Genomic DNA, 24,329 nt, shown 5'->3' on the forward strand with positions numbered 1-24,329 from the left:
CGTTAATTTTCAAATTTATCAAAAACTTTCTACTAATCAAAGAAACCGTTATGCGATATTTAAATTATTTTTGAGATAAATTTTAAAAAAAATCAAAGACATCTTTTATAAAAAAAATTTATTCGATGAGTATCGCATAATATTGATTTTAAGAATAAATTAAATCTCACAATAAACGAGACTTACTTATTTTAATTAATAAATAATCTAACGCTAATTTTCAAATTTATTTTGAAACATTCATAACTAAGACACAAAGACGCATAACGTTATTTCTTTAAATAAATATTTAAGGGATAATTTTTATAAATATTTTTATAAAAAAAATTTTTCTTTTATAAAAAGATAATAATTTTATTCACGGAAAAATATAAAAACTAAAAGGAAAAAGAATATAAAAATGATAACGAATATAAAGTATAAGCTAGCAATAACGTTAAGTGTTCTTGTAACCTTTTCGTTAGGATGTAATAGCCAAAATAATGGCTCTAAAAATGATCTTAGTTTGTTTGCAACAATGTTTGCTCAGGCTACACAACAAACTACAATGAGATCGACAACAGTAAGCGTTAGCTCGTTAAACGAACTGATAGGTTTTAAACCTATTCAAGTAGAAAATGAGCAAGACTTTGACAGAATCGCAGATGGAAAAAAAAGAATTCTTGTTCCGTCGGTTATGACTTTCGGACCAAGTAATTCTTATTCGAATGGAACTGCACAAAATATAACTTCAAATAATTGTAATGGAAGTTACGTTGCACGTTTAAAACCGAAAGAATTCGTCAGATTCTTGGAAACACATGATATAAATTGTGTGGATAAATTTGTTTGGAATTACGATCAGTATTCGGACTATATTTATTCACAAGAGAACATGCTTGAAGTAGTCAATCGACTAAACGATCTTGCTCCTTTTTACAACGGTAACAACGATTTGAACTTTATACAATTGTTCAGAATGTTTTGGGCCGGATATTATGTAAAACATTCTCACCCTTCCCTCCCATTTGATACAAACCAAATCTCTCAGGCTTTAGTTACTCCAATGCAGATTTTTGCAAGTAGTGCACACTTCTTAGATGGAACCAACGATGCCGGAAAAGTTTTAGAGTTCTTCTTTACAGTAGCGGATAGTACAAAAATTGGACATACGATTTATCCACGTATCCTTTCTTTTCTTGAAGCTACTATAAACGATCCACAAAGATTAAGAAACAATCTTTCTCAGGCCATCGCTTTGAATGCTGTTTTTAGATTGTTTCAACGTCATATCCATTCAAACAGCAACGAATTCCTTACAATGATCGATTATAGATTGATTAGTAAACTGAGAAGACTTGCTCTTGATACAAGTCTCAACACAGATTCTCAAGTCTGGATCATCAACAATGCGATATTTGGTTTGGATAGGATTTATGAATATCTTCCTAGCTTTCAACCAGTGATTGCTTCAGTTATGACTGATGTTTTAGAAACGTATCCATACATTTCTGAACCGTATCTTCTAGGAATCAAAGCGTTAACTCGACATTCGGACTGTGCGAATTTACGGATCGGACGAATTTGTTTGAGCGATATCAAAGAAACTGTGAAAAAGGCGGTTTTGTCAAATACATATTATTTTGACGATAAAACACAAATCGTACACACAGCTCTATCAATCGATGAAATTCAACCTCTATATCACGCTCTTAAACAGGTAGAATCTCAATTTTTCCGTTTGATAGGAATTCATGCTCCCGTGTCTGGAGATACGACGGATTCAATTACCATGTATGTGTATAAATCTAGAAAGGATTACGAAACTTTTCATCCTTTTCTATTCGATCTTTCTACAGATAATGGTGGGATCTACATAGAACGAGACAAAACGCTCTATACATATCAACGTACTCCTGCAGAAAGTATATATACTCTCGAAGAATTACTACGCCACGAATATAGTCATTATCTTGTAGGCAGATTTATAATTCCAGGTTTATGGTCTCAAACTTCTGCTCACGATAATGAAAGACTCACTTGGTTTGAAGAAGGAATTGCAGAATTTCTAACCGGTAGTTCTTCAAGAGAAATTCATCCGCGTAAAAGTTTAATTTCTGAAATTAAAAGAGACGGTTCTTCTAGAATGGACGTTTCAAAAATCCTAACGGCTCGTTATGGAGATTTCAAATTTTATAGATACTCGGGTAATTTCTTCAATTATCTTTACACCTATAAAAAAGATACCCTGAAAGATTTAATTAGTGCATTACGTGATTCTAATATTCAAACATTTGATTTTTTAATTGATCAAATGTCTCACGACACAGGGCTTAATACTTCGTTTCAGGCATATTTAGATTACCTAGTTAGCAACGTAGACAATCTTACAGATCCATCTACGCCTGCTCCGGATTTAGCAAATTTGTCTACCAATGATCCGAAAGTCATTCGATCTTTTTTTAGAAAGACCGAAACAGGACTTAAGGCAAAATGTACAACCGCCGCATTCGGACTCAACAGTCGTTTTTCTTGTAGAGGTTTGATATTTGGAAACGCTACCTATAGTCCAGACTGGAACTCTGCGTGGTCTGATTTCAATTCAAGGATCAACGATCTTATGTCTACCTTGGAAAGCAGCGGTGTGAATAACTTTCAGAGTATGAATTGTAGAATAGGAGAGATTCGTTTTGATAAACATTTAAATCTATTTCGACCTTTTACAATTTATTCTTGTGAAGGACCACTGGCATACCGTTCTCGAATTTCTTATAGACATCCACAACGGGGTCAAACTGATTTTCGAAACACAAGAATAGGTATACATTCTACTTGTTTTGCAACTCCATCTAATGGATCAAGCACAACTTGTAACACTCCAATAGTTACGAATGCATTTTCGAATACAGCTACTTATGAAGAAATGTATCAAAAACTAAACGGAGAATTGAATGAATTGAAGTCGGAAGTCTATACAATGAGACCTTCATTTTATAAAAAACTCGATTGCAATTTCGATTCTATTGATACAATCCATTTACCAGACGGTAGAAAGTATTTAGCTGCGAATTCAAGTTGTAATTTCTAAGTGACCTCGTCCAGTTCATCCAGTCCATTTCGTTTGGATGAACTGGACATATATTCTGTTTTTAGAATATACTAAATAACCGTCTTTGATACAATCTACACCTTCATTACTCAAAATCAACACGGGTTGGTGGAGAAATTTATTAGAGTTGTTGAAAAATTCCCTAGTTCCGATTAACAAAATTGCTTCAATTGCCCGTTTCCATAAAATAGAAACAGATGGAGAATTAATTTTTCAACAATTCTATTTTATAAAACCTGATTTTTCTGTAAAAATAAAATGTGGTGGAACTACCACAATATCTATGTTTTGCAATTAGATTTTGAAAACGTAGGAACTCATACGAATTTCATTCACGAAAAACGAATATTTAAAAATTCATAATGTGACTTAATTTGTAGGAACTCATACGAAAACTTAACGATATACAAACTGCTTTAAAATTCGCAAATATAAGGGTTTTTGTAGGAACTACTTTATTTTATTAAAAATTTCTAAAGAATTATCACGCAAATTCTTCGAGGTTTTAGGACACGCTCTTAATTTGTGGGAACTCTCACAAATCTAGATTTTACGATAAAACTTTGAAGTTTACACTTTTAGAAAAAATTTCCCAATTTCTCTTACGCTAAACTCACGTTAGAAATTAGAGCTGTTCAAAAAATCAAAATTTACTATTAAACCTTTTTATAATTCGTTTTTACTGATACTTATGGGACTGAGCACTGTAAATTTTACTACAAGATATTTAGAGACTCAGAACTATATCTCTGAGCAACGAAAAAGATAGAAGAAAATTAATTCTTGAGCACCTCTAATATAAGAAAGTGCTCAAAAATTCAAATTGGAAATTTCAGCCAATCGTATTTACAACCATCAAACTAAAAACTTTTTCGTAAAAGAAACCAGTCTCTTCACAAAATTAGTGTATGGTGGATACATTAAATCGATCGAACTCAAAGCAGCTTGACGTAAAACAGAACGCTCGTGCGAAAAGGCCTTAAATCCGAAATAACCGTGATAACTTCCATGACCAGAATGATTGATTCCTCCAAAAGGAAGATTTGGGTTGGCAAGATGTAAAATCACATCATTAACCGCAACTCCTCCAGAAGAAGTTTCCTTAAGAATCTTTTTGATCGAACGATCCTTTTTACCAAAAATATACAAAGCCAAAGGTTTTGGTTTGGAATTGATTTTTTCAATTGCCTCATCCAAGTTCGTGTAAGGAATCATAGGAAGCACTGGTCCAAAAATTTCATCTTCCATAATATTCGAATTTTCTGGTACGTTACTTAAAAGAGTAGGTTCAATATAATTCTGAGACGCATCCGTATCGCCTCCCATTTCAATCTTTGCACCTTTTTCCGCGGCTTCGTGTATATAACCAGAAACCCTATTGAAATTACGATCGTTTACGATCCTACAAAAATCTGAATTTTCCTTGAGAGAATTTCCATAAAATTCTTTGATCACTGTTTTTGCTTCTTCTACAAAAGGTTTAATCAGTTCATTCGGAATGAGTAAATAATCGGGAGCCACACAGGTTTGTCCTGCATTCAAAACTTTTCCCCAAATTAGTTTTTTGGCCGCCTTTTTAATATCTGCACTTTTATCTATGATTGCAGGAGATTTACCACCTAACTCAAGTGTAACGGTGGTTAGATGTTTCGCCGCAGCAGTCATCACTATCTTTCCTACGTGAGTACTTCCAGTAAAAAAGATATGGTCCAAAGGAAGTTCCATAAGAGCCCCAGAAACCTGATAGTCTCCTTCAAAAACTGCCACTTCTTCTTTAGGAAATACTTCGCTGATAATCTTTTGAATCAGATTAGAAGTCACTGGAGTAAACTCAGAAGGTTTGATCAAAACCGTATTTCCTGCCGCGATGGCCGCGGCAAGAGGTGCAAACGTAAGATAAAACGGATAATTCCAAGGACCTATGATCAAAACGACTCCTCTAGGTTCATAAATGATCTGGCTCTTAGAACCGAAAAGTGTCATCGGAGTTTTAACGTCCACAGGTTTCATCCATCTACGAACGTGTTTGATTGCGTCGTTGATTTCCGAAATAGAAGGCATAATTTCAGTGATATCCACCTCTCTTTCGCTTTTACGAAAATCAGAGTGAACTGCCTTTTCAATTTCAGGAGAATATTTAAAAATCGCCTCTTTTAACTTTTTCAAACGCTGAATCCGTTGACCAGCCGTGGTCAGTTTCATCACTTTATGAAAATGTTTTTTTTGAAGATTAAACACACGTTCAATTTCCGTCTTATTTACAGACGGAGGTTGATTAGAATTCGGTAATTTAACCGGAGATTCTTGTAAAGTTGGCATCGAAAGTGCTCCTCGGGTATAGTTCAAAAATTCGTTTTTGGGAACGGGCCCTCATTTTATCATCACAGATTCGGAAAGCAATTCTTTTTACAACCGATCTGAACTCCAAAATTTTACTACTTCAATTGTATTAAACCTGTTTCTAATTTCTTTAAGATTTCAGGAAAAATTCTTAATTCGAATTTGATTCAATGGTATTATTCTTATTTGCATACTTCATAAAAATAGATAAAAAGAATACCTCTCAGAGTTATAGAATCAAGTATCAATATTTTACGCTGAAACAGTGTTTTGCGATAAAAATTTAAGGTGCACAATTTTATAGAGATCCGATGAGTTTGTACAATTAAGTTAAGATGTAAGAACCAATCAATTCTTAGATAAACAGATTGTAAGAACTCTATATTCCGCAAGTCCATCGCTCATTTTTAGTTGCCATTTTTATAAATGGCTCATTCCAAAACTGGAACAAGTTCTTGCAGTTTGATCCTTTTGATAAAGTACAATAGAATAGTTGAAAAATTAATTCTCCATCTGTTTCTATTTCATGGAAACGGTCGATTAAAGCAATTTTGTTAATTGAACTATGGAATTTTTCAACAACTCTAATTAGGTTTTGAGACGGCCTGTAAGTCTTGATCGCAAAATCGTTAGTGATCTCTAATCATTGGTAACTCTAACTCAAACAAAAGTTAGCTAAACTTTTATCATTCGGGCACTTAAAAATAATAATACCATACGAAACTGGTTGCAAAACTTAGAATGTAAGATCTACTTCAAAAAAGTCAATAATGCCGGGTTAGGTACAATTTTTTGAAAACTTCAACATCTTTACAAAATCGACCGTTCATTTTTAATACCATGGAAGTCTATAAAATCGAATGTCTGAAATTTTCTTTATAAATAGCGATTTGAATACAAAATATTAGGTATTCTATTCTACAATTCTAAGTAATTCGAATAGTAAATAAAAAATCAACTTTACACTATTCTAAATACCAACACAGTTCAAACCACTCTATTCTAAAAAAAATCAATCCAGCATTTATCATTTAGAAAAGAGACAGAATAAAATAAAATTCTTAAATTAAGATTCGATTGATTAGATATAAAAGTGGAAAAGGATATGAAAAAAAATTTCAAGATTTTTATGATGAATTTCAGATAACTTGACAAAGAACGAACTCAAAAGGAAAAATTAAAGAATATGAATCAAACTAAAACCTTTGAATTCCATCACCATAGAGACCTAGGTCTTTATAGTAATCTTAAAGATCTCAATCATTCCGTTTTGGAAAATATTCCTGTTCATTATCGATTTCATAATCTTACGGAAAACGTAGACTCTACCATCAGCAGAACTTTAGATCGTTATCTAATTCAACTTGATATCATTTACGTGAGAGACTCGGTTCTCACAACTCTAAAAGAAACCATTGCCAATTCTATCAAAGCAAACATCAAAAGAATTTATTTTCAGGAATTGAAAGCAGACATCCACAATCCCGTAATCTACAAACAAAAAATTTCAGGTTTTAAAAAAGACTACTTAGATAATAAAGAAAAATATGAAGAACTTCTTTTTAAAAACAATTTCGTAGTCTTGGTATCTTTTATCTACAATAAGGATATGATTCGAATCAGAGTGATGAATAACGTAAAACTCAGTCCTACCGAAGTAGAAAGAATTAACCAAAGAATTGAAAAAGCAAGACTTTACAACGATCTCGCGGAGGCTTTTTTAGAAGCAGGAGACGAAACGGAAGGAGCAGGACTGGGACTTGTCATGTCTCTAATGATGTTAAAAAACGACGGACTTTCTGCAAGTTCTTATAAAATAGAAAGTCAAGGAAACAATACGAGCGTTATCATTGATATTCCTCTGAACATTTCAAAAGAAAATCTTCAACTTCAAAAAACTCAGGACATTTTAAAAAACATAGACGGACTTCCCACTTTTCCGAAATCGATCCAAGATATTCAGACGATGATCTCAAAACCAAACTCTTCCATCAATCAAATTGCGGAAGTAATTAAAAAGGATGTAGCACTTTCTGCGAATATTCTAAAACTTGCAAATTCGGCCGCTTTTATCCGGGCAAACAAAGTAGAGTCTTTAGACAGGGCTATTCAACTCATCGGTCTCAAAGAACTCAGTCAGCTTTTATATTCCCTTGGAACTAAACAAATTTTAGAAGGTAAATTTCCAGCCTTCCTTTCGATCTGGGAAAAATCCAATCAATGCGCTTTTTATTGTAAACTGATCGCGTCTAGAATCAATCTTCCTAAAGATACAATCAGCAATCTAGTATCCGCCGCTTTGTTACACGACATAGGAGAAATCATTCTACTTTCTCTGGAGGAAAAAACGATGAATAACATCGGTAAAATTTCCGCCTCTAAAGAGATCGCGTCTGCTGTTTCTATGGAAGAAGCTGCATTAGGAATTACTCATACAAAAGTAGGCTCATTGATAGCCGAAAAATGGAATTTCCCAGATCTATATTCAAAATCAATGGAATTTCATCACAGACCTTTGATCGTTGAAGAAGAATTCATTTCTTACATTTATCCGATCTATCTCGCAGATATGATGATCAAGATTAATAATGAAGAGGCAAAGTTTAGTGAAATTCCCGAAAAGATTCTTCAGTTCTGTAAATTTGAACACTCGGGAGAATTTCATTCTTTTAGAACCAAGGCTCTGGAAAGTTTTCTAGCCAGAGTTGAATAAAAGTTCAAAACACAATCACACTTTCAAAGAAACATCCTCTAATTTTGAACTTGTTTCAAAGTTATCAACGATGGTTCTTTATAAATTCCTAATAAACTACTAAAACCTACAACAAATTATGTTCGATCTGAACATTTGCAAAATTTCCAGTAGTTCTTTGTAATTTTCGGACTTCTAAATGAGTCTTTTACGCACAGATCATATCAAAGTAGTATTTTATAAAATAATAAATTTTTAAAAAATCCATTTATCGTTTTTCAGCATTATTTTTATTCGCACTAATACTGATACTTACCAAATTAGAGTATCCATAAATGCTGTGATAAAGTGCCTACTAGCGCGTTTTTGATATAATCCGATACAAAGCGATTGAGGCAGAACACACTTTCAAACCCAGCGTCTCGCTTCTATAACAAATTGAACTTATAAAAAGATTTTGTTTTCAAGTAAACTTTCAATTTGTGAATCAGTACGGAAAAACGCGGTCCAGCAATGCGATTCACTTCTATTTTTTTACGTAGAATTTCATATTGTTGAAATATAAAATATGAGGATTTTATCATATAGTTCTGAGTAGTCCTATAAAGCTGAGTATCTTTAATTTTGATCACAAAACACTATTTCAACGTGAACAGGAAACGTAAGAAAATTCGTTTTTATCCTAGAACAACTTTTTTGTAAAAAAAAGATGTGGGAACTCTCACAAATCGTGGGTTTACCAGTTACACTTTGAAAATTGTAGGAACTACCATGAAATACCAAAAGAATCATCTCTAATCAAATTTTTGCAGTTTTGCGACCATCATCAAAATTTAAATCCCATTTTAACTTGAGTTAGGCGTAAGAAAAATTTTTCTAAGAGTAGTAGTTCCTACAATTTTAGAATTTGTTCGTAAAATCGTGATTTGCTGTAGTTCCCACACCTGAATACGACAGATTCAATTGTTATAAACTTCTATGTTATCAATTGTGGTAGTTCCCACATTGAAAGAATCAATCTGCAAAATTCAGATTCCAATTTTTTCAGGATCATATTTTTTTTACGCAGAACTCACATTATTTCAATAAAAAATATTGAGCATTCGCCTCATAGTCCACAGTATATACAACTTTTTAAAATAGAATTGTTGAAAAATGAATTCTCTATCTTGTCTCTGTTTTATGAATTGGTCGATTGAATCGGTTTTGTTATTGTCGTTATGAAATTTTTCAAAAACTCTAATATATAAAAGTTATTAACTTTATATCAAAAAACAGAAACTACAAACGTATCCTCTTTTTCAAAAATTAATTCGGAACTTAGATTCGATTCAAAATAACGTATTTCTCTAATTTCTGGGATACTACGAAATAGGTTTAGAATTTTATCCGGTTCTTCAGTTCTAATTACGATCATAATTTTTTGGGATTCACCTTCAACATTTCGTCGCAACCGCCAATCCAACCAATCAATGGATTTACGAGATAGAATACCTATCATACGTAAAATTGTTCCAGAACCTTCTTCGGAAGAAATATCAAAAGTATAATATTTTGTTTTAAAATCCTCATACAACTTCATAAAATAAACTCCTATATTTTAATATATAAATATATTAATAAATCATTTCACGGTTTGCCTTTCCTGGAGGAACCATGGGAAGAACTTGTAGATCGGGCTCTACCTGAAGCAAAACAAAGGATGGTCCTTTTCGGATCAAAGCTTGTTCCAGAATTTCAACTTGAGAACATTCATTCGACAACTCAAAAGATGGAATTCCAAAAGAAGATGCAATTTTTATAAAGTTAGCGGGTATTACAAATTTGGATGCGGAAAATCTGGAGGAAAAAAACAATTCCTGCTGTTGTCTCACCAAACCAAGATGTCCGTTGTTTATCAAAAGAATAGTTACGTCTAAATTCAATTCTCTAAGAGTATCTAATTCCTGAATATTCATTAAAATCGATCCGTCTCCCGAAATACAAACGATTCTTTTTTCCGGAAAAACGAGCGCCGCCCCAATGGCGGCCGGTAATCCAAAACCCATTGTTCCTAAACCACCCGAAGTCAAAAAAGAACCTTGCTTTCGAAAAGGATAATATTGAGCCACCCACATTTGATGTTGACCTACGTCAGTAGTAATGATTGCCTTTTCACCTAGAATGTTCGAGATACTTTGTAAAATCGAAACCGGATGTAAAATTTGATTCTCTTTAGGTATAGAAAATCCATATAAAGTTTTGAGAGTTTGAACCTGATTCAACCATTCCTCCGAAGACAAGTGTTCAGAAGACAAGTCCTCTTCCAAAATCTGGGTGATAAAATTCTCAACGCCGTGTTTTAAAAAAAGATTAGGATTTTTTAATTTACCGATTTCTGTTGCGTCTATGTCTACATGGACTATCTTAGCATTAGGACAAAACTCATTCAATTTACCAGTGGCTCGATCATCAAAACGAACGCCCAAAGCAACCAATAAATCTGCTTCTTCCAAAACGAGATTGGCTGCTCTAGAGCCGTGCATCCCCAACATTCCTAAAAATCTAGGATGTTCATATGGACAAATCCCCAATCCCATTAACGTAGAAACGGTAGGAAAGTTTAGTTTTTCCAAAAGAATACAGAACAACTCTGCCGCCAAAGGACGGTTTAAACCTCCACCGATATAAAATACTGGTTTTTTAGCTTTCGATAATAGTTCCTTAAAAGTTTTTTTCCATTCTAGATCAATCGTATCTTTAAATTCTATTTTTTGAATATTCCAAATTTCTTTTTCTCTGGAAATATCCCAATCAATCTTAGCAGAAGCCACATCTTTAGGAACGTCAATCCAAACCGGACCTGGCCTACCTTCAATAGCAGTCTTCCAAGCCTGAGGAAGGATTTGAATCAAATCCTCAATTTTTTTCACTAGATAACTTCTTTTAGTAATCGGAACAGACAAACTGAAAGTATCAATTTCCTGAAATGCGTCGGTGCCGATCATAGAAACCGGAACCTGCCCGGTGATTACGATCAAAGGAATAGAATCCATTTTCGCGTCTGCAACCGCAGTAATTAAGTTAGTAACTCCTGGTCCCGAAGAAGCAAAACAAACTCCGGGTTTTCCGTTTGCTCTTGCCATCCCACCGGCTATAAAACCAGCACCTTGTTCGTGTCTAGCAAGAATATGTCGAATTTTACTTTCGTATAACGCATCGTAGATGGGAAGACTAGCTCCCCCTGGAATTCCGGAAACAATTTCGACTCCTGCAAATTCCAAAAACCGAATCATAAGTTCAGCTCCGTTTAAATTCATACGTGTTTCCTTAAATCGTCTTTAAAATCATTGATAAGCCCTAAAAATAAAAAAGCCTCCCCCGGCTTTACACCGGAGAAGGCTTTTCTTAGAATTGCGTCTTAAGTAAATCTCTACAGCGTAAAGCAATGTCCCGGTGTTCCAAAGACCACCACTAGCTCTAAGCTGTTTACAAACATGGATGCAATTACTTGATTGAGGTTCATAAAATGAATTCTACTACCAACAGAAACAAGAACCGTTTCACTTTACAAGCATTTTTTGGAAAGATCATTAAACCTAATTGGAAATTTGGATTCTCCTACTAGAACTACATAATAAAGTACCTATTTTTTACGCTGAAACATTGATTTACGATAAAAATTTACAGTACTCAATTTTATAAAGATCAGTAATTTAAAACCACAAAACAAATTTCCAACAATAACTTTAAAAACTAAACTATAAATGAACAAAATTGTTCTCAATAAATATAATACTACTTAGAGCAATATAAATAAGAGTATCGTAAATCTTTATCACAGAAATCCGTTTGAGTACAAAATATTAGGTATACGGTTATCAGTAAAAAATGTTTCGAAAAATTTAGAAAAAATCCTGCTTTCTCGGACATCGTCCTTAGATACAATGACGCTTTCGTATATTCTTTAATTCTAATTATAGGAAGGAAAATTCAAATGACAAAAGTTACTCTGAAAGGCAATCCAGTACAACTCGAAGGAAAAATTCCATCTCCAGGAGACAAGGCTCCCGATTTCAAAGCGATCAAACAAGATCTTTCCGAATTTAGTCTTAAAGATTATGCGGGCAAAGTAAAAATACTCGTAGCAGTTCCAAGTTTAGATACTTCCGTCTGTGCCCTCGAAACCAAAGCATTTAACGAAAAAGCAGCAGGAATTTCCGGCGTAACAACCCTAGTTATTTCTGGAGACCTACCTTTTGCAATGGGTCGTTTTTGTTCTACAGAAGGAATCAATTCTCCGAACCTAGTAACCGGATCCCAATACAGAGATTTTTCATTTTCAAAAGCTTACGGAACTCATATCGCAGACGGACCACTCAAAGGACTTTCTGCAAGAGCAGTCTTTGTATTAGATAAATCGGATACGGTTCGTTATGTGGAAATTGTACCTGAAATCACGACGGAACCGAACTACACAGCAGCAATCGCGGCTGCAAACGCAGCACTTTAAAAAAACCGAATATTCTTGGTTTGTTTTACTTATAGATCAAGCCAAGAATAATTCAAAAAAATACATTAGAATTGTTGAAAAATTAATTCTCTATCGGTTTTCGTTGTATGGAAACGGTCGATTGAAGCGTTTTGTTAATTGTTGCTATGGAATTTTTCAACAACTCTATTTTAATCTAACATGATGTAGATGTGAGACAAAATTTTTTAAAAGTATGAACTTTTAAAATTTATTTTTAAAATCGTGATTCATAGTAGTTCTCACATTTTAAGAATTCATTTCACAACTTTTTTCAGAAAAATGAATCATGACCGAGCTCACGTTAAGTTCTATTTGTAATTTTGAGACAAGTGTAAATTAAATACTGAAAATTCGAATTGCTTCGGAAAGATCAGGAGCAGTGCGAAAAAGAGCTTTGAGCCTAGTCAGCTCGAGCATTTTTTCTATCTGTTGTGGTAACGAATAAAGAGCAAGTCCAGCGCAAGGAATCTTATTTAATCGATTCTGGGCTCCGATAAAGGTGGCAATTCCAGAAGAATCCATAGTACGCACACCCGAAAGATCTACGAGAAGAAGATAAATCTTTTTTTCAATCAGTTCATTAAAAGTATCTTTTAGTTCTTTTGCAGAAAATAAATTGATGTCTCCTTGGACCTGGATGATAACAGCGGGACCTGGAAGAGTTCCAGAGGAAGAAATATTTTCAATCGAAATTTTCATCTCGTTATTTTTGTGGCTCATCGAATTGGGTTTAGTTTCCATAATCCATCTCCGAGAAAGTCTGGAACCTATTATCCATATCAATCCATAAATTCAATAACAAATGAGAAATAATTTTTTTATGAACTGTAAAAGAATCAAAATGTTTTGCGAATTTTAAGAACGCCATAAAAGTAAAACGGATTTTGAACATAGAAAATAGACCGAAAGAGATTTGAAAAATCAAACAAATAGAACTCAATTTTAAGAAACGAATACAAATTTTTCCCAATAAATCGACAATCTTATAGATTTTTTCTTTTAAAGTATGTAAGTTAAAAGCAAACTTTTTTCCTAAAAACTCAATTAAAGGGACAGATTTAAAGCAACAAAAGATTTAGTATTTTTAGACAACATCCAATAAAAATAAGTTACATTTAGAACCAAAACTTGTTATTACTCATCATATTAAAGAATAGAGTTGTTAAAAAATGAATTCTCCATCTTGTTTCTGCTTCATGAAATGGTCGATTGAAGCAGCTCTGTTAATCGCTGCTATGGAATTTTTCAACAACTCTAATATTTTGAAACAACCTCGAATTTTAGGTACTAGATGATTAAACTATAAATAGTTAAGGAAACGATTTCACTTAAAAAAAATACGTTATTCTTCTTTATAAACAAACTCTATAAAAATAATAGCCCAATCAAATTTCTACATGAAATCACCGTTTTGCAAAATTATTTATTAAAAATTCATTTTATAGATTCTTTTTGGAAAATCTAATTTTTCCTTATATTTGATCCGAGCCAATATTAATCCTTATAAAATTAAATACTGTAAATTTGTATTATAAAGCACTTGTTTGAGTGCAAAATATTGGAATCGATATAAAGCCACTGTTTGTTTAACGGTTTTAGCTCTTCAATTCTGTCTGCTTAAAGATAACTTTTATACTTGATAATGGTTTTATCGGAGCACGTCAGAGTTTCATTTTACCCGAATACTTTTTTTCAGAAAAATGAACTTTATAAAATCAACCTCTCAATTTGGCACCAAACAAGTGTTAAATTGAAAAGTATTAAAATTTATTTTTTAAATTTTGTAAAAACGGATTTTGATCCAACAAATCGTTCTTAAATTATGAACATAACCAATCAAAACGTAGTTACACAACGGGTCACCATATTGCCGGATTTATCATTTGCCAGAACGGCCCCCGTTGAAAAGAAAATACCAATTGCAAAACTTTTATTACTATCATATGTAGTAGAGGTCCAATATAAACCATTGGCTGTAAGTGGAAAAAAAGTTGAATCAATAGCGGGTAACATAAGGACAGCATTGCTATAATCTACAATACTTAAAAGTTCGTTTACATTCGGCAATCTCCAAACTCTTCCCGCCAAAACTTTACCATTACAATTGCCACGTGCAGCATTCCAATCCATAGAAGTCGGCGCAGTAAAAGCACACCCCGCACCCTGACCTTCTGTGCATTGAGACCAAAGAAGTCCAGTATTTAGATCTCGAATGGTTCCATCCGCTTGATCTACAAAAGAAGGCGCTGGCATCGCATTTCCAGAGACACAACGTAAAGCAAGAGGAGTAGCTTGCGCTATGCTAGAAATTCTTACGTTAGCAGGTGGTGTAATCGCCAAGTTTATTGCCCATTCGTTCGCTGCAATTTTAGCATCGGCTGTACTTGTCATATAAGATGTTCCGGTAAACGTTTTAGAAGGAAAAAATGCGTTATCAATATGAGGATTGTTTGTATAATGAACAATAGAAGCAAGTTCTCTTGCCGCGGGGATTCTCCAATTGGTTCTACCAGCATAACCTTCCCCACCGTTGAGAGTATTCAATTCGGCACAACTTCCAGGAAGTCCCGCATTTACATCTGCCCAGTTCATTGGAACTACAACACCACCAGCACAGTCTGAACCAGTCTGTCCTTGTGCACAAGCCTTCCAAGTAAGTCCATGTAGAGGATCAAATATAGTATAATCGGAAGTAAATTTACAGTGCTGAGTTGGTCCTACAAAATTACGAGCATTCGGTACATTACTGAAACTTCCATCAGAGCCTGGCAACACCAGCGCACAATCTTGCGCAAATCCAGCCCCATTCCAACAAAGAGTCTGACCCGTATCAAAAATTGCACCCGGATTAAAAGGACCAGCAGGTGCAGGACATTGCGGATTATTTCCCTGATCTTCTTGGCCCTGTCCAGAAGCAGAATTTATATTTTGTAAATACTGCAATATAACATAAGGCGGATCCAACTTAGTCGGAGCCTTTATACAGAAAAAGAATGAGAATATAAAAATAAAAAGAAAATATTTATACATATCTTTACCTGGTGCTCTCATTTTTTAAAACAGAATGGACTCTCGAAATTTCTTTCATTTTATAGCATGAACTATTTTATTTTAGATTCTTTTTAAATAAAAACATTCTAGAATGAATTATATTTTTATTTCGGATTTTTATGAAGCGAAATTTAAAATTTAAACATCCAGATTATATATTAAATTCAAATTTCTTTTGATTTTTTAATGAATAGGTCTTTAAAAACTAAAAGAGTTTTGTAATCGATCATTTAAAGTGCCTTCTTTTAATGAGAATAGGTCGTTAAACGCAAAAATCAGAACAATGATCTTTCCAAAAGCAACATTAATTCCAAAATATTGAACGTTGTTAAATTCAATATAAAACCGTTTGAAGCATTTATAAATCTGATGTTTATTAAAATTCATTCACATTAATTGGACCTATCCTTTTTCTAAACTTTTAGGCAATATGTCATTGGTCCTAATTTAGAAAGTTTTAGGGTAAAGAAATCCATAATTCATTTTTCTGAAAAAATTGGAATCTGGAATTTACAGATCTATTCTTAGCATGTGGGAACTACCATAAATTACGATTTTACAAATGAATTCTAAAATTGTAGGAACTTATACTTTTAGAAAATTTTTTCTCATTTTCTTACGTCCAACTCTCGTTAGTTTAGAAAGTTTTGGCGTTCATAAACGGTCTAAAGAAATTTTTAATTTAAAATAAGATCTGCAAGAGGTTCGTTTCATCAAATCCAATTTTTCCGCGAAAATAAAATGTGGGAACTCTTACAAATCTATGCTTTACAATTGATTTTGAAGATACAGAAACTCCATGCCTCTAATTACGAAAAATGAATAAAGTTGTTGAAAAATCATATTTAAAAAACGATTTTACTCATTCATTTTAATAAAAAAACGAAAGAAAATTAATTTTTCAACTACTCTATATTTAAAAGTTTAGAATATGCTTTAAAATGTGGGAACTCTTACAAATCTATGCTTTACATACAAGTTCAAAAAATGTAAGAGCTACTTTACCTTACATCGCGAATTTATGAAGGAAACTCATTTCACTGTGAAAAAATAACATGTGGGAACTACCACAAAATTTAGAAATTATAATTTCTAACTCCTGATTATAAAAATTTAGGAACTCATACTTTTAAAAAATTTTATAATTTTCTTATATAAGACTTACGTTAGTTTATAAAACAGATTTTGTTACATCGGCATTATACGAGCATAAGCCCAGCAGAATCCAGAAAAGTTCTATATAAAATTTCTGAAATCATTTGTGAAACCTTTACTTTATAAAATCCAAATAGAATGATCTTGAGAACTTGCCCAAAAACCTAAACACCGCCGACCTGCAGAAGACCATAGAAGCGATACACTGAGTTTCCACCGAACCGTGAGATTTAAGTTTCACAAAATGTGGGAACTACTAGAAAATTTAACAACATGCTCGAAAATTCACAAATTGTTAAATGCGACTTAATTTGTAGGAACTACTGCATTTGATTAAAAATTTCCAAAGAATTACGCGTAAAATTTCTTTGAGTTTTTGGGACAAGCTCGAAATCAAATTTCTACATAAAATTACCGTTTTGCGGTTATTGTAAAAATGAAAACCCATTTTATAGAGGCATGACGTGTATTGAAAATTTCCTAAATTCAAACTAAAAATTATCAATGAAAGTTAATATACTATTTCAAACAATGAAGTCTTATCGACTCATTTAGAATAAAGTTTATTTTTTAATATATAATCCAAAACTTTTTTTGAAATCAGATTTGGAACTTTAGACTGGAAAAAAGACTTTCTCAAATCCGTAGAAGTCACTGGAATTAAAGGGTTTTCCAAAAACTTAAATTCAAATAAAGAATTAAGATGAGAATTTAGCGGGACTTCTTTTGAGAATCTTCGAAACACAAAAATCGTTTCTACTTCGGTAAGAATTTTTTCCCAATCTTTCCATTTATGAAAGTTGGAATAATTATCTTCTCCAATCAAAAGTACAAACTTTCGATTTGGATATATGGTCTTTAACTCTTGAATCGTTTGAATTGTATAACTAGGACCACTACGTTTCAATTCCAAATCCAAAATTCGAATGGATTGCGAAAACTCGGAAACAAATAGATTCAACATTTCTAATATATTTTCGGATAAAGAAATTTTTTCTTCTTTAAGAGGATTCTGACGGTTTGGAATCACAAAAACCTCTTTACAATCCGGAACTTCCAAAAAAAAAGACTTTAAAATTTCTGAATGTCCTTCGTGAGGAGGATCAAAACTTCCTCCAAAAATTCCAGTAAGGATGGAAGAATTCAAAAATCAACCCCGGATCTGTCCATTCCCGGTGACATACGTTGTTGTGGTAGTAAGATGAACTAAACCCATCGGACCACGAACGTGTAATTTTCCAGTGGATATTCCTACTTCGGCTCCTAACCCAAATTCTCCACCGTCATGAAATCGAGTGGAACAATTAATAAATAAAGCCGCTGAATCCAAAGAGTTTGTAAAAATTCTGGCCGTGTTTAAATCTTCCGTGACAATCGCTTCCGTGTGACCCGAAGAAGTTTTTTCAATAAAGGCCAACGCTTCCTCTAAAGAAGATACCGTTTTGACGGAAAGACGAAGATCTAAAAATTCTTCTAGATAATCTTGTTGTTTAACCGGTTTTCCCTTTGGATACAAAGCGAGAGAGGAAGGATCTAGTAATAGTTCCACACCTTCTTTTGCAAGCGCCTCTAATAATTCCTTTCTAAATGGATAACCGTTATGAAGTATTAAATTCTCTGTAGAATTACATACCCCAGGCCTTTGCACCTTAGAATTGATTACGATTGGAATTACTTTTTCTGGATCTGCATCTTGGTCGATATAAAGATTACAAACTCCTTTATCATGTTTGACGACAGGAATTTTAGAATTTTCCGAAACAAACCGAATCAATCCCTCTCCTCCTCTAGGAACCACGATGTCTATTAAAGAAGTCTGCTGAAAAAAAGGAATCATAAAAGAACGATCCGTTTTATCCACAAAAACGACAGAGCCTATATCAATTTCTTCTTTTATTAGAATTTCATGAAATAACTTTATTAGGATTTCATTGGAATAAAACGCCTCACTTCCGCCTCTAAGAATACAAGCATTTCCCGATTTAAAAGAAAGCGCGCCTACGTCGATAGTTACGTTTGGACGAGATTCGTAGATGACCATCACTACCCCAAGCGGAACTCTCCGAGTTACGAGTTCTAGACCGTTTGGGAGGGTTATACCTCTCGTCACCTCTCCGATAGGATCTGGAAGCGCTGCGATCTCACGAACCGCAGAAGCCATAGAAAAAATTCTTTTTTCGTTCAAAAGCAAACGATCCATCAATGCAGAAGAAAGTTTTTTCTCCTTTCCATCCTTCAGGTCCAATTCATTAGCCAAAAGTATTTCCGCTTTACGTTTTTCTAATAGATCAGCTAAACTCAAAAGAATTTTATTTTTTTTGGAAGAAGAAAGTTGTTTCAGAACTTTTGAAGCCTTCTTGGCTCGAGAACATAAATCCTGTACATATTCAATTTCTTTCATAAACTATTTCCTCCGTTTCCGTTTCTATTTTTACGGATGATTTCTTTTACGTCCTCTTCAGAAAAAACGCGGTTTCCGGAAGGAGCAACTAATGTTCCTATTGAATTTTTTTCTAAAAATTCACGAATCACATGCATTTTTTTTCCGTTTAGGATCGCGGTCGGAATCCCAGCCTCAGATAATAAACCCGCAGATTTAAGTTTAGTGAACATTCCGCCTGTGCCAGGTCCACTAGGACCCCCAGCAAGACCTAAATCTTCTTTAGAAATTTTCTCCAGAAAAGGTACAACTTTCTCTTCTTTTAAAAAACCATCCACACCTGTAAGTATAATCAAAAGATCGGCTTCTACGATCAAACTCACCAAAGCGGAAAGCATATCGTTGTCTCCAAACTTTACTTCTTCGGTTGCAACGGAATCATTTTCGTTAACTACTGGAAGTATCCCCCATTCTACAAGTTGAGTAAACGTGTTCTTTAGATTTTTATAACCTTCTTTGGATTCCAAATCCAAAACACCAAAAAGGATCTGTGCGATGCTCAAATTGACTTTGGAAAAAAAACTATCGTAGAGATTGACAAGCCTATTTTGCCCCATTGCGGCTAACGCTTGTTTTTCGGCAAGTGAATCCCCCGAAGAAATTGTAGAGGGAAGTTCGCTTAACAAAAGTCTTCCTCTTGCAATCGCTCCTGAAGAGACTAAAATCACCTTTTTTCCTAAATCTCTAAGATGACGAATATCACTTACCAATTGAAATAGAAAATCGTTTACTTCCGACGGAAGTCCAGAAAGCCTTGCCGAACCTACTTTGATAACGATCTTTTCAGCGTTACGGATCTTTTCAGAAAGTGAGTTTCGTTCCGGTTTCATTCTACTTTATCCTTCAACTTTCGAAAATATCTGATTCATCCAAAGAGATAGGCTTTGTATCTTTGATTGGATTTAGAATTTTTTCGATTTCATTTTTGAAAAAAACTTCATCCATATTTTCTAAAAGCTCTTCTAAATTTACTTCTTGATCTGCCGAAATCGCAACTACCTTTCCTAAGTGTGATACCTTCGCGATCACATCCTTTGTAAATTCAGGATCGTTCCAAATATCAATCTTATTCAATACGATCAGATAGGGTCGATTTAATAATTCTGGATTATAAGTGGAAAGTTCGTTTCGAAGCATTTTAAGGTCCTCTTCAATATCAAGAGAAGATGCATCAAACAAATATAATATTCCTTTGACCCTTTCGATATGACGCAAAAAGGAGAGTCCAAGTCCGATCCCCATACTCGCGCCCTCGATAATCCCGGGAATATCAGCAATCGTAAAACGGAAAATATCTCCTCTTCGTTTAACAACGCCTAGGTTAGGAGAAAGTGTTGTAAATGCGTAGCCTGCTATTTTTGGATGTGCGTCTGTAATTTTAGAAATTAAAGTAGATTTACCTGCGTTTGGCAAACCTACAATTCCTACGTCCGCTAACAACTTAAGAGAAAGACGTAGGAATTTATATTCTCCTTCTTCGCCCGGTTGTGCAAAACGTGGGGTTTGATTGGTAGAAGTTTTAAAATGTGCGTTTCCCTTTCCTCCTCTACCTCCACGGGCTACTACAAATTCTTGGGAATCAGATACAAAATCGAATAGCAGATCCCCCGTTTCCTCGTCATAGATTTGTGTTCCGAGAGGAACAAACAAAACTAAGTCTTCTCCTTTTTTACCGGAACAGTTATCTCCTACTCCTGGAAATCCTGCCTGAGCTTTAAATTTCCTTTTAGATAGATATTTATCAAGGGTATACATAGAAAGATTGGGACGAATGACTACATTCCCCCCGATTCCTCCGTCTCCTCCGTCCGGACCTCCAAACTCGACGTATTTTTCTCTGCGAAAATGAACGGACCCAGCTCCGCCATGACCGGCGAATACTTCTATGGCGACTTCATCTACAAAGGATTCCATAATATTTGAATATTCTAAATTTTAAAACTGATTTAAAAACAAAAAACCGCAGAGTCCGGACCCAGAAACGGGCAGGAAACTGCGGTTCATCCGGTTCGAATTGAACTATGAAGGTTATTCCGGGTAAACGGAAACCTGCATTTTTAATTTGGTAACCATTTCGAACTTTACTTTTCCGGTCACAAGCGCGAATAACGTATGATCTTTACCGAGCCCTACATTGTTACCTGGACGGAATTTTGTTCCCCTTTGGCGAACTAAAATGTTTCCTGCGAGAACCGATTCTCCTCCGAAACGTTTTACCCCTAGTCTCTGGGAATTTGAATCCCTACCGTTTTTCGAGGATCCCCCACCTTTTTTATGTGCCATTTTCTGGTACTCCTATCAGTTCAATTTCTGTCGGATATTGGTTCTTTAGATTTTTTAATCCGGAAAGAACCAAATCAAAACTATTTTGTATCAATACATCTTGTTCAAGAACTTCAAACCGAAGATACCCATCCCGGACTTCAGCAGGTTTTGTTTTGCCGGATTGTAATAGATACAGATATAAAGTCTGAACCAATACAGAAACGGCAGAACAAAGAAGGTTCTCGCCTTTTTTTCCAAGGGAAACGGAGGAATGTCCCTCAGTTTCCAAGGAAGAATAAAATTCTCCAGTCCGAGTAATCCGAATTCGGATCAAACCGCAGAAAGAGAAACTACTTTTACTTTTTGGAGCTGTTGTCTGTGGCCCCAAGCTTTTTGATAGTTCTTTCTTCTCTTGTAAACGTATCCATGGATTTTATCTCCTTTTACGTCTTCGAGTACTTTTAAAGAAACCCGAGCAGTTTTTAATTCGGGCTGCCCGATATGAACTTTATTGTTGGATTCCGCGAAAAGTAATACTTTTGCGTCAAAGGATTCACCCGCGTTTTTGCCGGTTTTTTCGGTCAGAAATTCCTGATCCTGGGTTACCTTATATTGTCTGTTTCCAACTGAAATAATTGCGTACATTTCTTTCCGGCCTATTTTGGAGTCGTTTTCAACCAATTTGGCTGACAAGACTTGTCGGTCAAGGGGAAATTCGATCCTATGGAATTGGAAAGAAATACTTTTTAAAAACAATAATTTATAATGATGATATTTGAAATTCTATGTTTTATGAGTTCCTAGTTTCTTTACGATCTAATCAAAAATTGGTCCAATCGACTTAGAGTTTTTGTTTAAATTTAGGCATGCTCCTTATGTAGGAACTATTACAAAATACTGATATTATCTGCGAATTACTAAAACGTGAACCATTTCAAAACTCAAATTAGACTTTTACCCAAACCTTTTGGATATGTGGGAACTCATACATAAGTTTAGTAATAAAACGAGATTCGAAAACTCACCAAGTAGACGAAACACATAAGACAAAATGGCGCCCCTTCTGGGCTTGAAAACCGTGGGTTAGATGCAAGATTTGCATTTACCACAAAACAAGAAAACCGACAGAAGGAACGTAATGAAAAGAAAAGTATATGTAGGAATGGATGTCCACAAAGAAACGATTCAAATTGCATATTTAACGAGTAATACAAAGGAAATGGTGAAAGAACAACAGATAAAACATAATGAGGTTCATATCAAAAAATTCATCAACAAACTCAAAACAGAATGGAACGAAATTCATTGTTGTTACGAAGCGGGAGTAACCGGCTATCCACTTTACAGATATCTAAAGTCTTTGGGAGTGAACTGTATCCTTGTAGCACCCGGAAAGATTCCCAGACAAAGTTCTGATAAAATCAAAACGGATAAAAGAGATGCGATCAAGTTAGCGAGATTATTACGAAGTGGGGATTTAGAATCGATTCATGTTCCGAGTGAAGAAGACGAAGCAGTAAGGGATTATTTAAGATCCCGTGACAGTCTTCGTTTGGATTTAGGAAGGAATCGTCAGAGGTTGATGAAGTTTCTATTAAGAAAAGGGAATGTATATTCAACAACAAAGTATTGGACAGTCAGTCATTACAAATGGTTGAATAATCTTCATTTTGAAAATGAGATCCTTCATGAAACGTTTAACGACTATTACAGCCGAGTGAGAGTTCAAGAAGAGAATCTCAAAGCGATGGATCAAAAGATTCAAGAGATCGCGAAAAGTGAAGCTTTTAGAGAACGAGTGGGAATCTTAAGATGTTTTCGAGGAGTGGATTATCTAACCGCAATGTTCTTGCTCAGTGAGGTAAACGACTTTCGTAGATTCAAAACGGCAGGTTCTTTTATGAGCTTTTTAGGACTTGTTCCTGGAGAATATTCCAGCGGTTCGAAAAGAAAACAAACAGGGATTACAAAAACGGGAAGTCCGAGACTTAGAAGGATTTTGACGGAAGCTGCTTGGCAGCATCGCTTCCCCGGAACAGGAAGTAAGATCGTAGCCGCAAGAAGAACCGGACAACCTGCGTTAGTCGTTGCTTTAGCAGAAAAAGCTTCCTTAAGGTTACACAAGAAATTTCGTAACTTACAGCTAAGAGGAAAAACTCCTCAAGTAATGATAACCGCAGTTTCGAGAGAACTTTCCGGATTTCTTTGGGCAGCGATGAACTTGGTAGCTTAGAGTTAGAGTAATGTTTCATTCAATAGCTTAATTCGTTAGAGAAGATGTACGATAAAGGAGGAATACTTGTTAGTTCAGTGTTGAAGCAATCTGCTTTGCAGATTTGACCTACAACGCGACCCATAGGAAAGCGTTGTGCTGAGTTGTTTTTAGACTAAGAACAGCTCCCGATGTATAGATTATCCTGCGGTATCCAACCCGCGAATATCAGTCTGATCAATCGTCGCGAATGCTTTTCTCTAACGAGTTAAACTATTGAATGATTAAAAAAAATATTTACTGCTCAGCTTGGGTGCGCCATATCAGAACTACTACAAAAGAAATTATCGAAAACAACGAACGGCGTTGAAAAGAGGGTTTCTGTGGGAACTACCACATTTAACTGAAGATTCAAATATGATTTTTTTAAGTTTTTGAGGCAGACTCTAAATGCAAGCAAATTAGGCAAAGTAATAGTTCCTACAATTTTAGAATTTATTTGTAAAATCGTAATTTGCGGGAGTTCCCACAGATTTTGTCTCTTAAAACAAAATATAAACCTTTGAATATTTT

The 24,329-nt window shown here is 34.5% G+C and carries 17 protein-coding genes; 4 read left to right on the forward strand and 13 right to left on the reverse strand.

Going from position 1 to position 24,329, the window contains the following annotated elements; all coding sequences use genetic code 11:
* Positions 1-400 precede the first annotated feature (400 nt).
* Complete coding sequence (gene colA / locus BW942_RS19310; protein ID WP_002106191.1) at positions 401-3,067, forward strand: collagenase ColA; 2,667 nt, start codon at positions 401-403, stop codon at positions 3,065-3,067.
* 876 nt (positions 3,068-3,943) lie between these two features.
* On the opposite strand, the gene BW942_RS19315 is transcribed toward colA, so the two are convergent.
* A complete protein-coding gene (locus tag BW942_RS19315) occupies positions 3,944-5,407 on the reverse strand; it encodes an aldehyde dehydrogenase family protein (protein WP_002969649.1) in 1,464 nt (487 codons plus the stop codon).
* 1,207 nt (positions 5,408-6,614) lie between these two features.
* Here BW942_RS19315 and BW942_RS19320 point away from each other — a divergent pair.
* The gene (locus BW942_RS19320) at positions 6,615-8,141 is read left to right on the forward strand and encodes an HDOD domain-containing protein (RefSeq protein WP_001076957.1); all 1,527 of its coding nucleotides are present in this window, start codon (positions 6,615-6,617) and stop codon (positions 8,139-8,141) included.
* A 1,246-nt stretch (positions 8,142-9,387) separates the two neighbouring features.
* Here BW942_RS19320 and BW942_RS19325 read toward each other — a convergent pair.
* Both BW942_RS19325 and ilvB read right to left on the reverse strand, forming a co-directional pair.
* Positions 9,388-9,702: a hypothetical protein gene (locus tag BW942_RS19325; protein WP_000780664.1), complete on the reverse strand. Its 315-nt coding sequence runs from the start codon at positions 9,700-9,702 to the stop codon at positions 9,388-9,390.
* Between the two features lie 34 nt (positions 9,703-9,736).
* Entirely contained in the window at positions 9,737-11,419 is a 1,683-nt protein-coding gene (gene ilvB, locus BW942_RS19330; protein ID WP_001052471.1) for a biosynthetic-type acetolactate synthase large subunit, read from the reverse strand.
* Between the two features lie 677 nt (positions 11,420-12,096).
* Here ilvB and tpx point away from each other — a divergent pair.
* A complete protein-coding gene (gene tpx / locus BW942_RS19335) occupies positions 12,097-12,612 on the forward strand; it encodes a thiol peroxidase (protein WP_000170133.1) in 516 nt (171 codons plus the stop codon).
* A gap of 357 nt (positions 12,613-12,969) precedes the next feature.
* Here the strand turns inward: tpx and BW942_RS19345 are convergent, their stop codons facing one another.
* From BW942_RS19345 to rplU, 10 genes are all read right to left on the reverse strand, one after another.
* Positions 12,970-13,374 (reverse strand): STAS domain-containing protein, encoded by a 405-nt coding sequence (locus BW942_RS19345; protein ID WP_000448574.1) that lies wholly within the window; start codon positions 13,372-13,374, stop codon positions 12,970-12,972.
* Between the two features lie 1,095 nt (positions 13,375-14,469).
* Positions 14,470-15,663: an Lcl C-terminal domain-containing protein gene (locus BW942_RS19355; RefSeq protein WP_002139006.1), complete on the reverse strand. Its 1,194-nt coding sequence runs from the start codon at positions 15,661-15,663 to the stop codon at positions 14,470-14,472.
* A gap of 219 nt (positions 15,664-15,882) precedes the next feature.
* On the reverse strand, positions 15,883-16,071 hold the full coding sequence (locus tag BW942_RS19360) for a hypothetical protein (RefSeq protein ID WP_001010386.1): 189 nt from the start codon (positions 16,069-16,071) through the stop codon (positions 15,883-15,885).
* Positions 16,072-17,386: 1,315 nt separating this feature from the next.
* Positions 17,387-17,986, reverse strand: a complete 600-nt coding sequence (gene nadD, locus BW942_RS19365) for a nicotinate (nicotinamide) nucleotide adenylyltransferase (RefSeq protein ID WP_001088891.1) — start codon at positions 17,984-17,986, stop codon at positions 17,387-17,389.
* Positions 17,987-17,989: 3 nt separating this feature from the next.
* Positions 17,990-19,240, reverse strand: a complete 1,251-nt coding sequence (locus BW942_RS19370; protein WP_000658458.1) for a glutamate-5-semialdehyde dehydrogenase — start codon at positions 19,238-19,240, stop codon at positions 17,990-17,992.
* Positions 19,237-20,109, reverse strand: coding sequence for a glutamate 5-kinase (gene proB / locus BW942_RS19375; protein ID WP_000801906.1), 873 nt, complete (start codon positions 20,107-20,109; stop codon positions 19,237-19,239). Before proB ends, BW942_RS19370 begins: the two co-directional genes overlap by 4 nt.
* Positions 20,110-20,122: 13 nt before the next feature.
* Positions 20,123-21,193, reverse strand: a complete 1,071-nt coding sequence (gene obgE / locus BW942_RS19380) for a GTPase ObgE (protein ID WP_000443450.1) — start codon at positions 21,191-21,193, stop codon at positions 20,123-20,125.
* A 114-nt stretch (positions 21,194-21,307) separates the two neighbouring features.
* On the reverse strand, positions 21,308-21,562 hold the full coding sequence (gene rpmA / locus BW942_RS19385) for a 50S ribosomal protein L27 (protein ID WP_000940600.1): 255 nt from the start codon (positions 21,560-21,562) through the stop codon (positions 21,308-21,310).
* Entirely contained in the window at positions 21,552-21,878 is a 327-nt protein-coding gene (locus tag BW942_RS19390; protein WP_000619383.1) for a ribosomal-processing cysteine protease Prp, read from the reverse strand. The genes rpmA and BW942_RS19390 overlap by 11 nt, the downstream gene beginning before the upstream one ends.
* Positions 21,875-22,189, reverse strand: coding sequence for a 50S ribosomal protein L21 (rplU, locus tag BW942_RS19395; protein ID WP_000270913.1), 315 nt, complete (start codon positions 22,187-22,189; stop codon positions 21,875-21,877). Before rplU ends, BW942_RS19390 begins: the two co-directional genes overlap by 4 nt.
* Before the next feature lie 493 nt (positions 22,190-22,682).
* Here rplU and BW942_RS19405 point away from each other — a divergent pair, with 493 nt between their 5' ends.
* Positions 22,683-23,777 carry an IS110 family RNA-guided transposase gene (locus tag BW942_RS19405; protein WP_002083960.1) on the forward strand — a complete coding sequence of 365 codons (1,095 nt, stop codon included), beginning with the start codon at positions 22,683-22,685 and terminating at the stop codon, positions 23,775-23,777.
* The last annotated feature ends 552 nt before the right edge of the window (positions 23,778-24,329 follow it).

This window comes from Leptospira interrogans (genome assembly GCF_900156205.1).
GTDB lineage: Bacteria > Spirochaetota > Leptospiria > Leptospirales > Leptospiraceae > Leptospira > Leptospira interrogans.

Coding starts and splice junctions, on each gene's coding strand:
- colA (WP_002106191.1), top strand. CDS start 401: ATGATAACGAATATAAAGTATAAGCTAGCAATAACGTTAAGTGTTCTT.
- BW942_RS19315 (WP_002969649.1), bottom strand. CDS start 5,407: ATGCCAACTTTACAAGAATCTCCGGTTAAATTACCGAATTCTAATCAA.
- BW942_RS19320 (WP_001076957.1), top strand. CDS start 6,615: ATGAATCAAACTAAAACCTTTGAATTCCATCACCATAGAGACCTAGGT.
- BW942_RS19325 (WP_000780664.1), bottom strand. CDS start 9,702: ATGAAGTTGTATGAGGATTTTAAAACAAAATATTATACTTTTGATATT.
- ilvB (WP_001052471.1), bottom strand. CDS start 11,419: ATGAATTTAAACGGAGCTGAACTTATGATTCGGTTTTTGGAATTTGCA.
- tpx (WP_000170133.1), top strand. CDS start 12,097: ATGACAAAAGTTACTCTGAAAGGCAATCCAGTACAACTCGAAGGAAAA.
- BW942_RS19345 (WP_000448574.1), bottom strand. CDS start 13,374: ATGGAAACTAAACCCAATTCGATGAGCCACAAAAATAACGAGATGAAA.
- BW942_RS19355 (WP_002139006.1), bottom strand. CDS start 15,663: ATGTATAAATATTTTCTTTTTATTTTTATATTCTCATTCTTTTTCTGT.
- BW942_RS19360 (WP_001010386.1), bottom strand. CDS start 16,071: ATGAATTTTAATAAACATCAGATTTATAAATGCTTCAAACGGTTTTAT.
- BW942_RS19370 (WP_000658458.1), bottom strand. CDS start 19,240: ATGAAAGAAATTGAATATGTACAGGATTTATGTTCTCGAGCCAAGAAG.
- proB (WP_000801906.1), bottom strand. CDS start 20,109: ATGAAACCGGAACGAAACTCACTTTCTGAAAAGATCCGTAACGCTGAA.
- obgE (WP_000443450.1), bottom strand. CDS start 21,193: ATGGAATCCTTTGTAGATGAAGTCGCCATAGAAGTATTCGCCGGTCAT.
- rpmA (WP_000940600.1), bottom strand. CDS start 21,562: ATGGCACATAAAAAAGGTGGGGGATCCTCGAAAAACGGTAGGGATTCA.
- rplU (WP_000270913.1), bottom strand. CDS start 22,189: ATGTACGCAATTATTTCAGTTGGAAACAGACAATATAAGGTAACCCAG.
- BW942_RS19405 (WP_002083960.1), top strand. CDS start 22,683: ATGAAAAGAAAAGTATATGTAGGAATGGATGTCCACAAAGAAACGATT.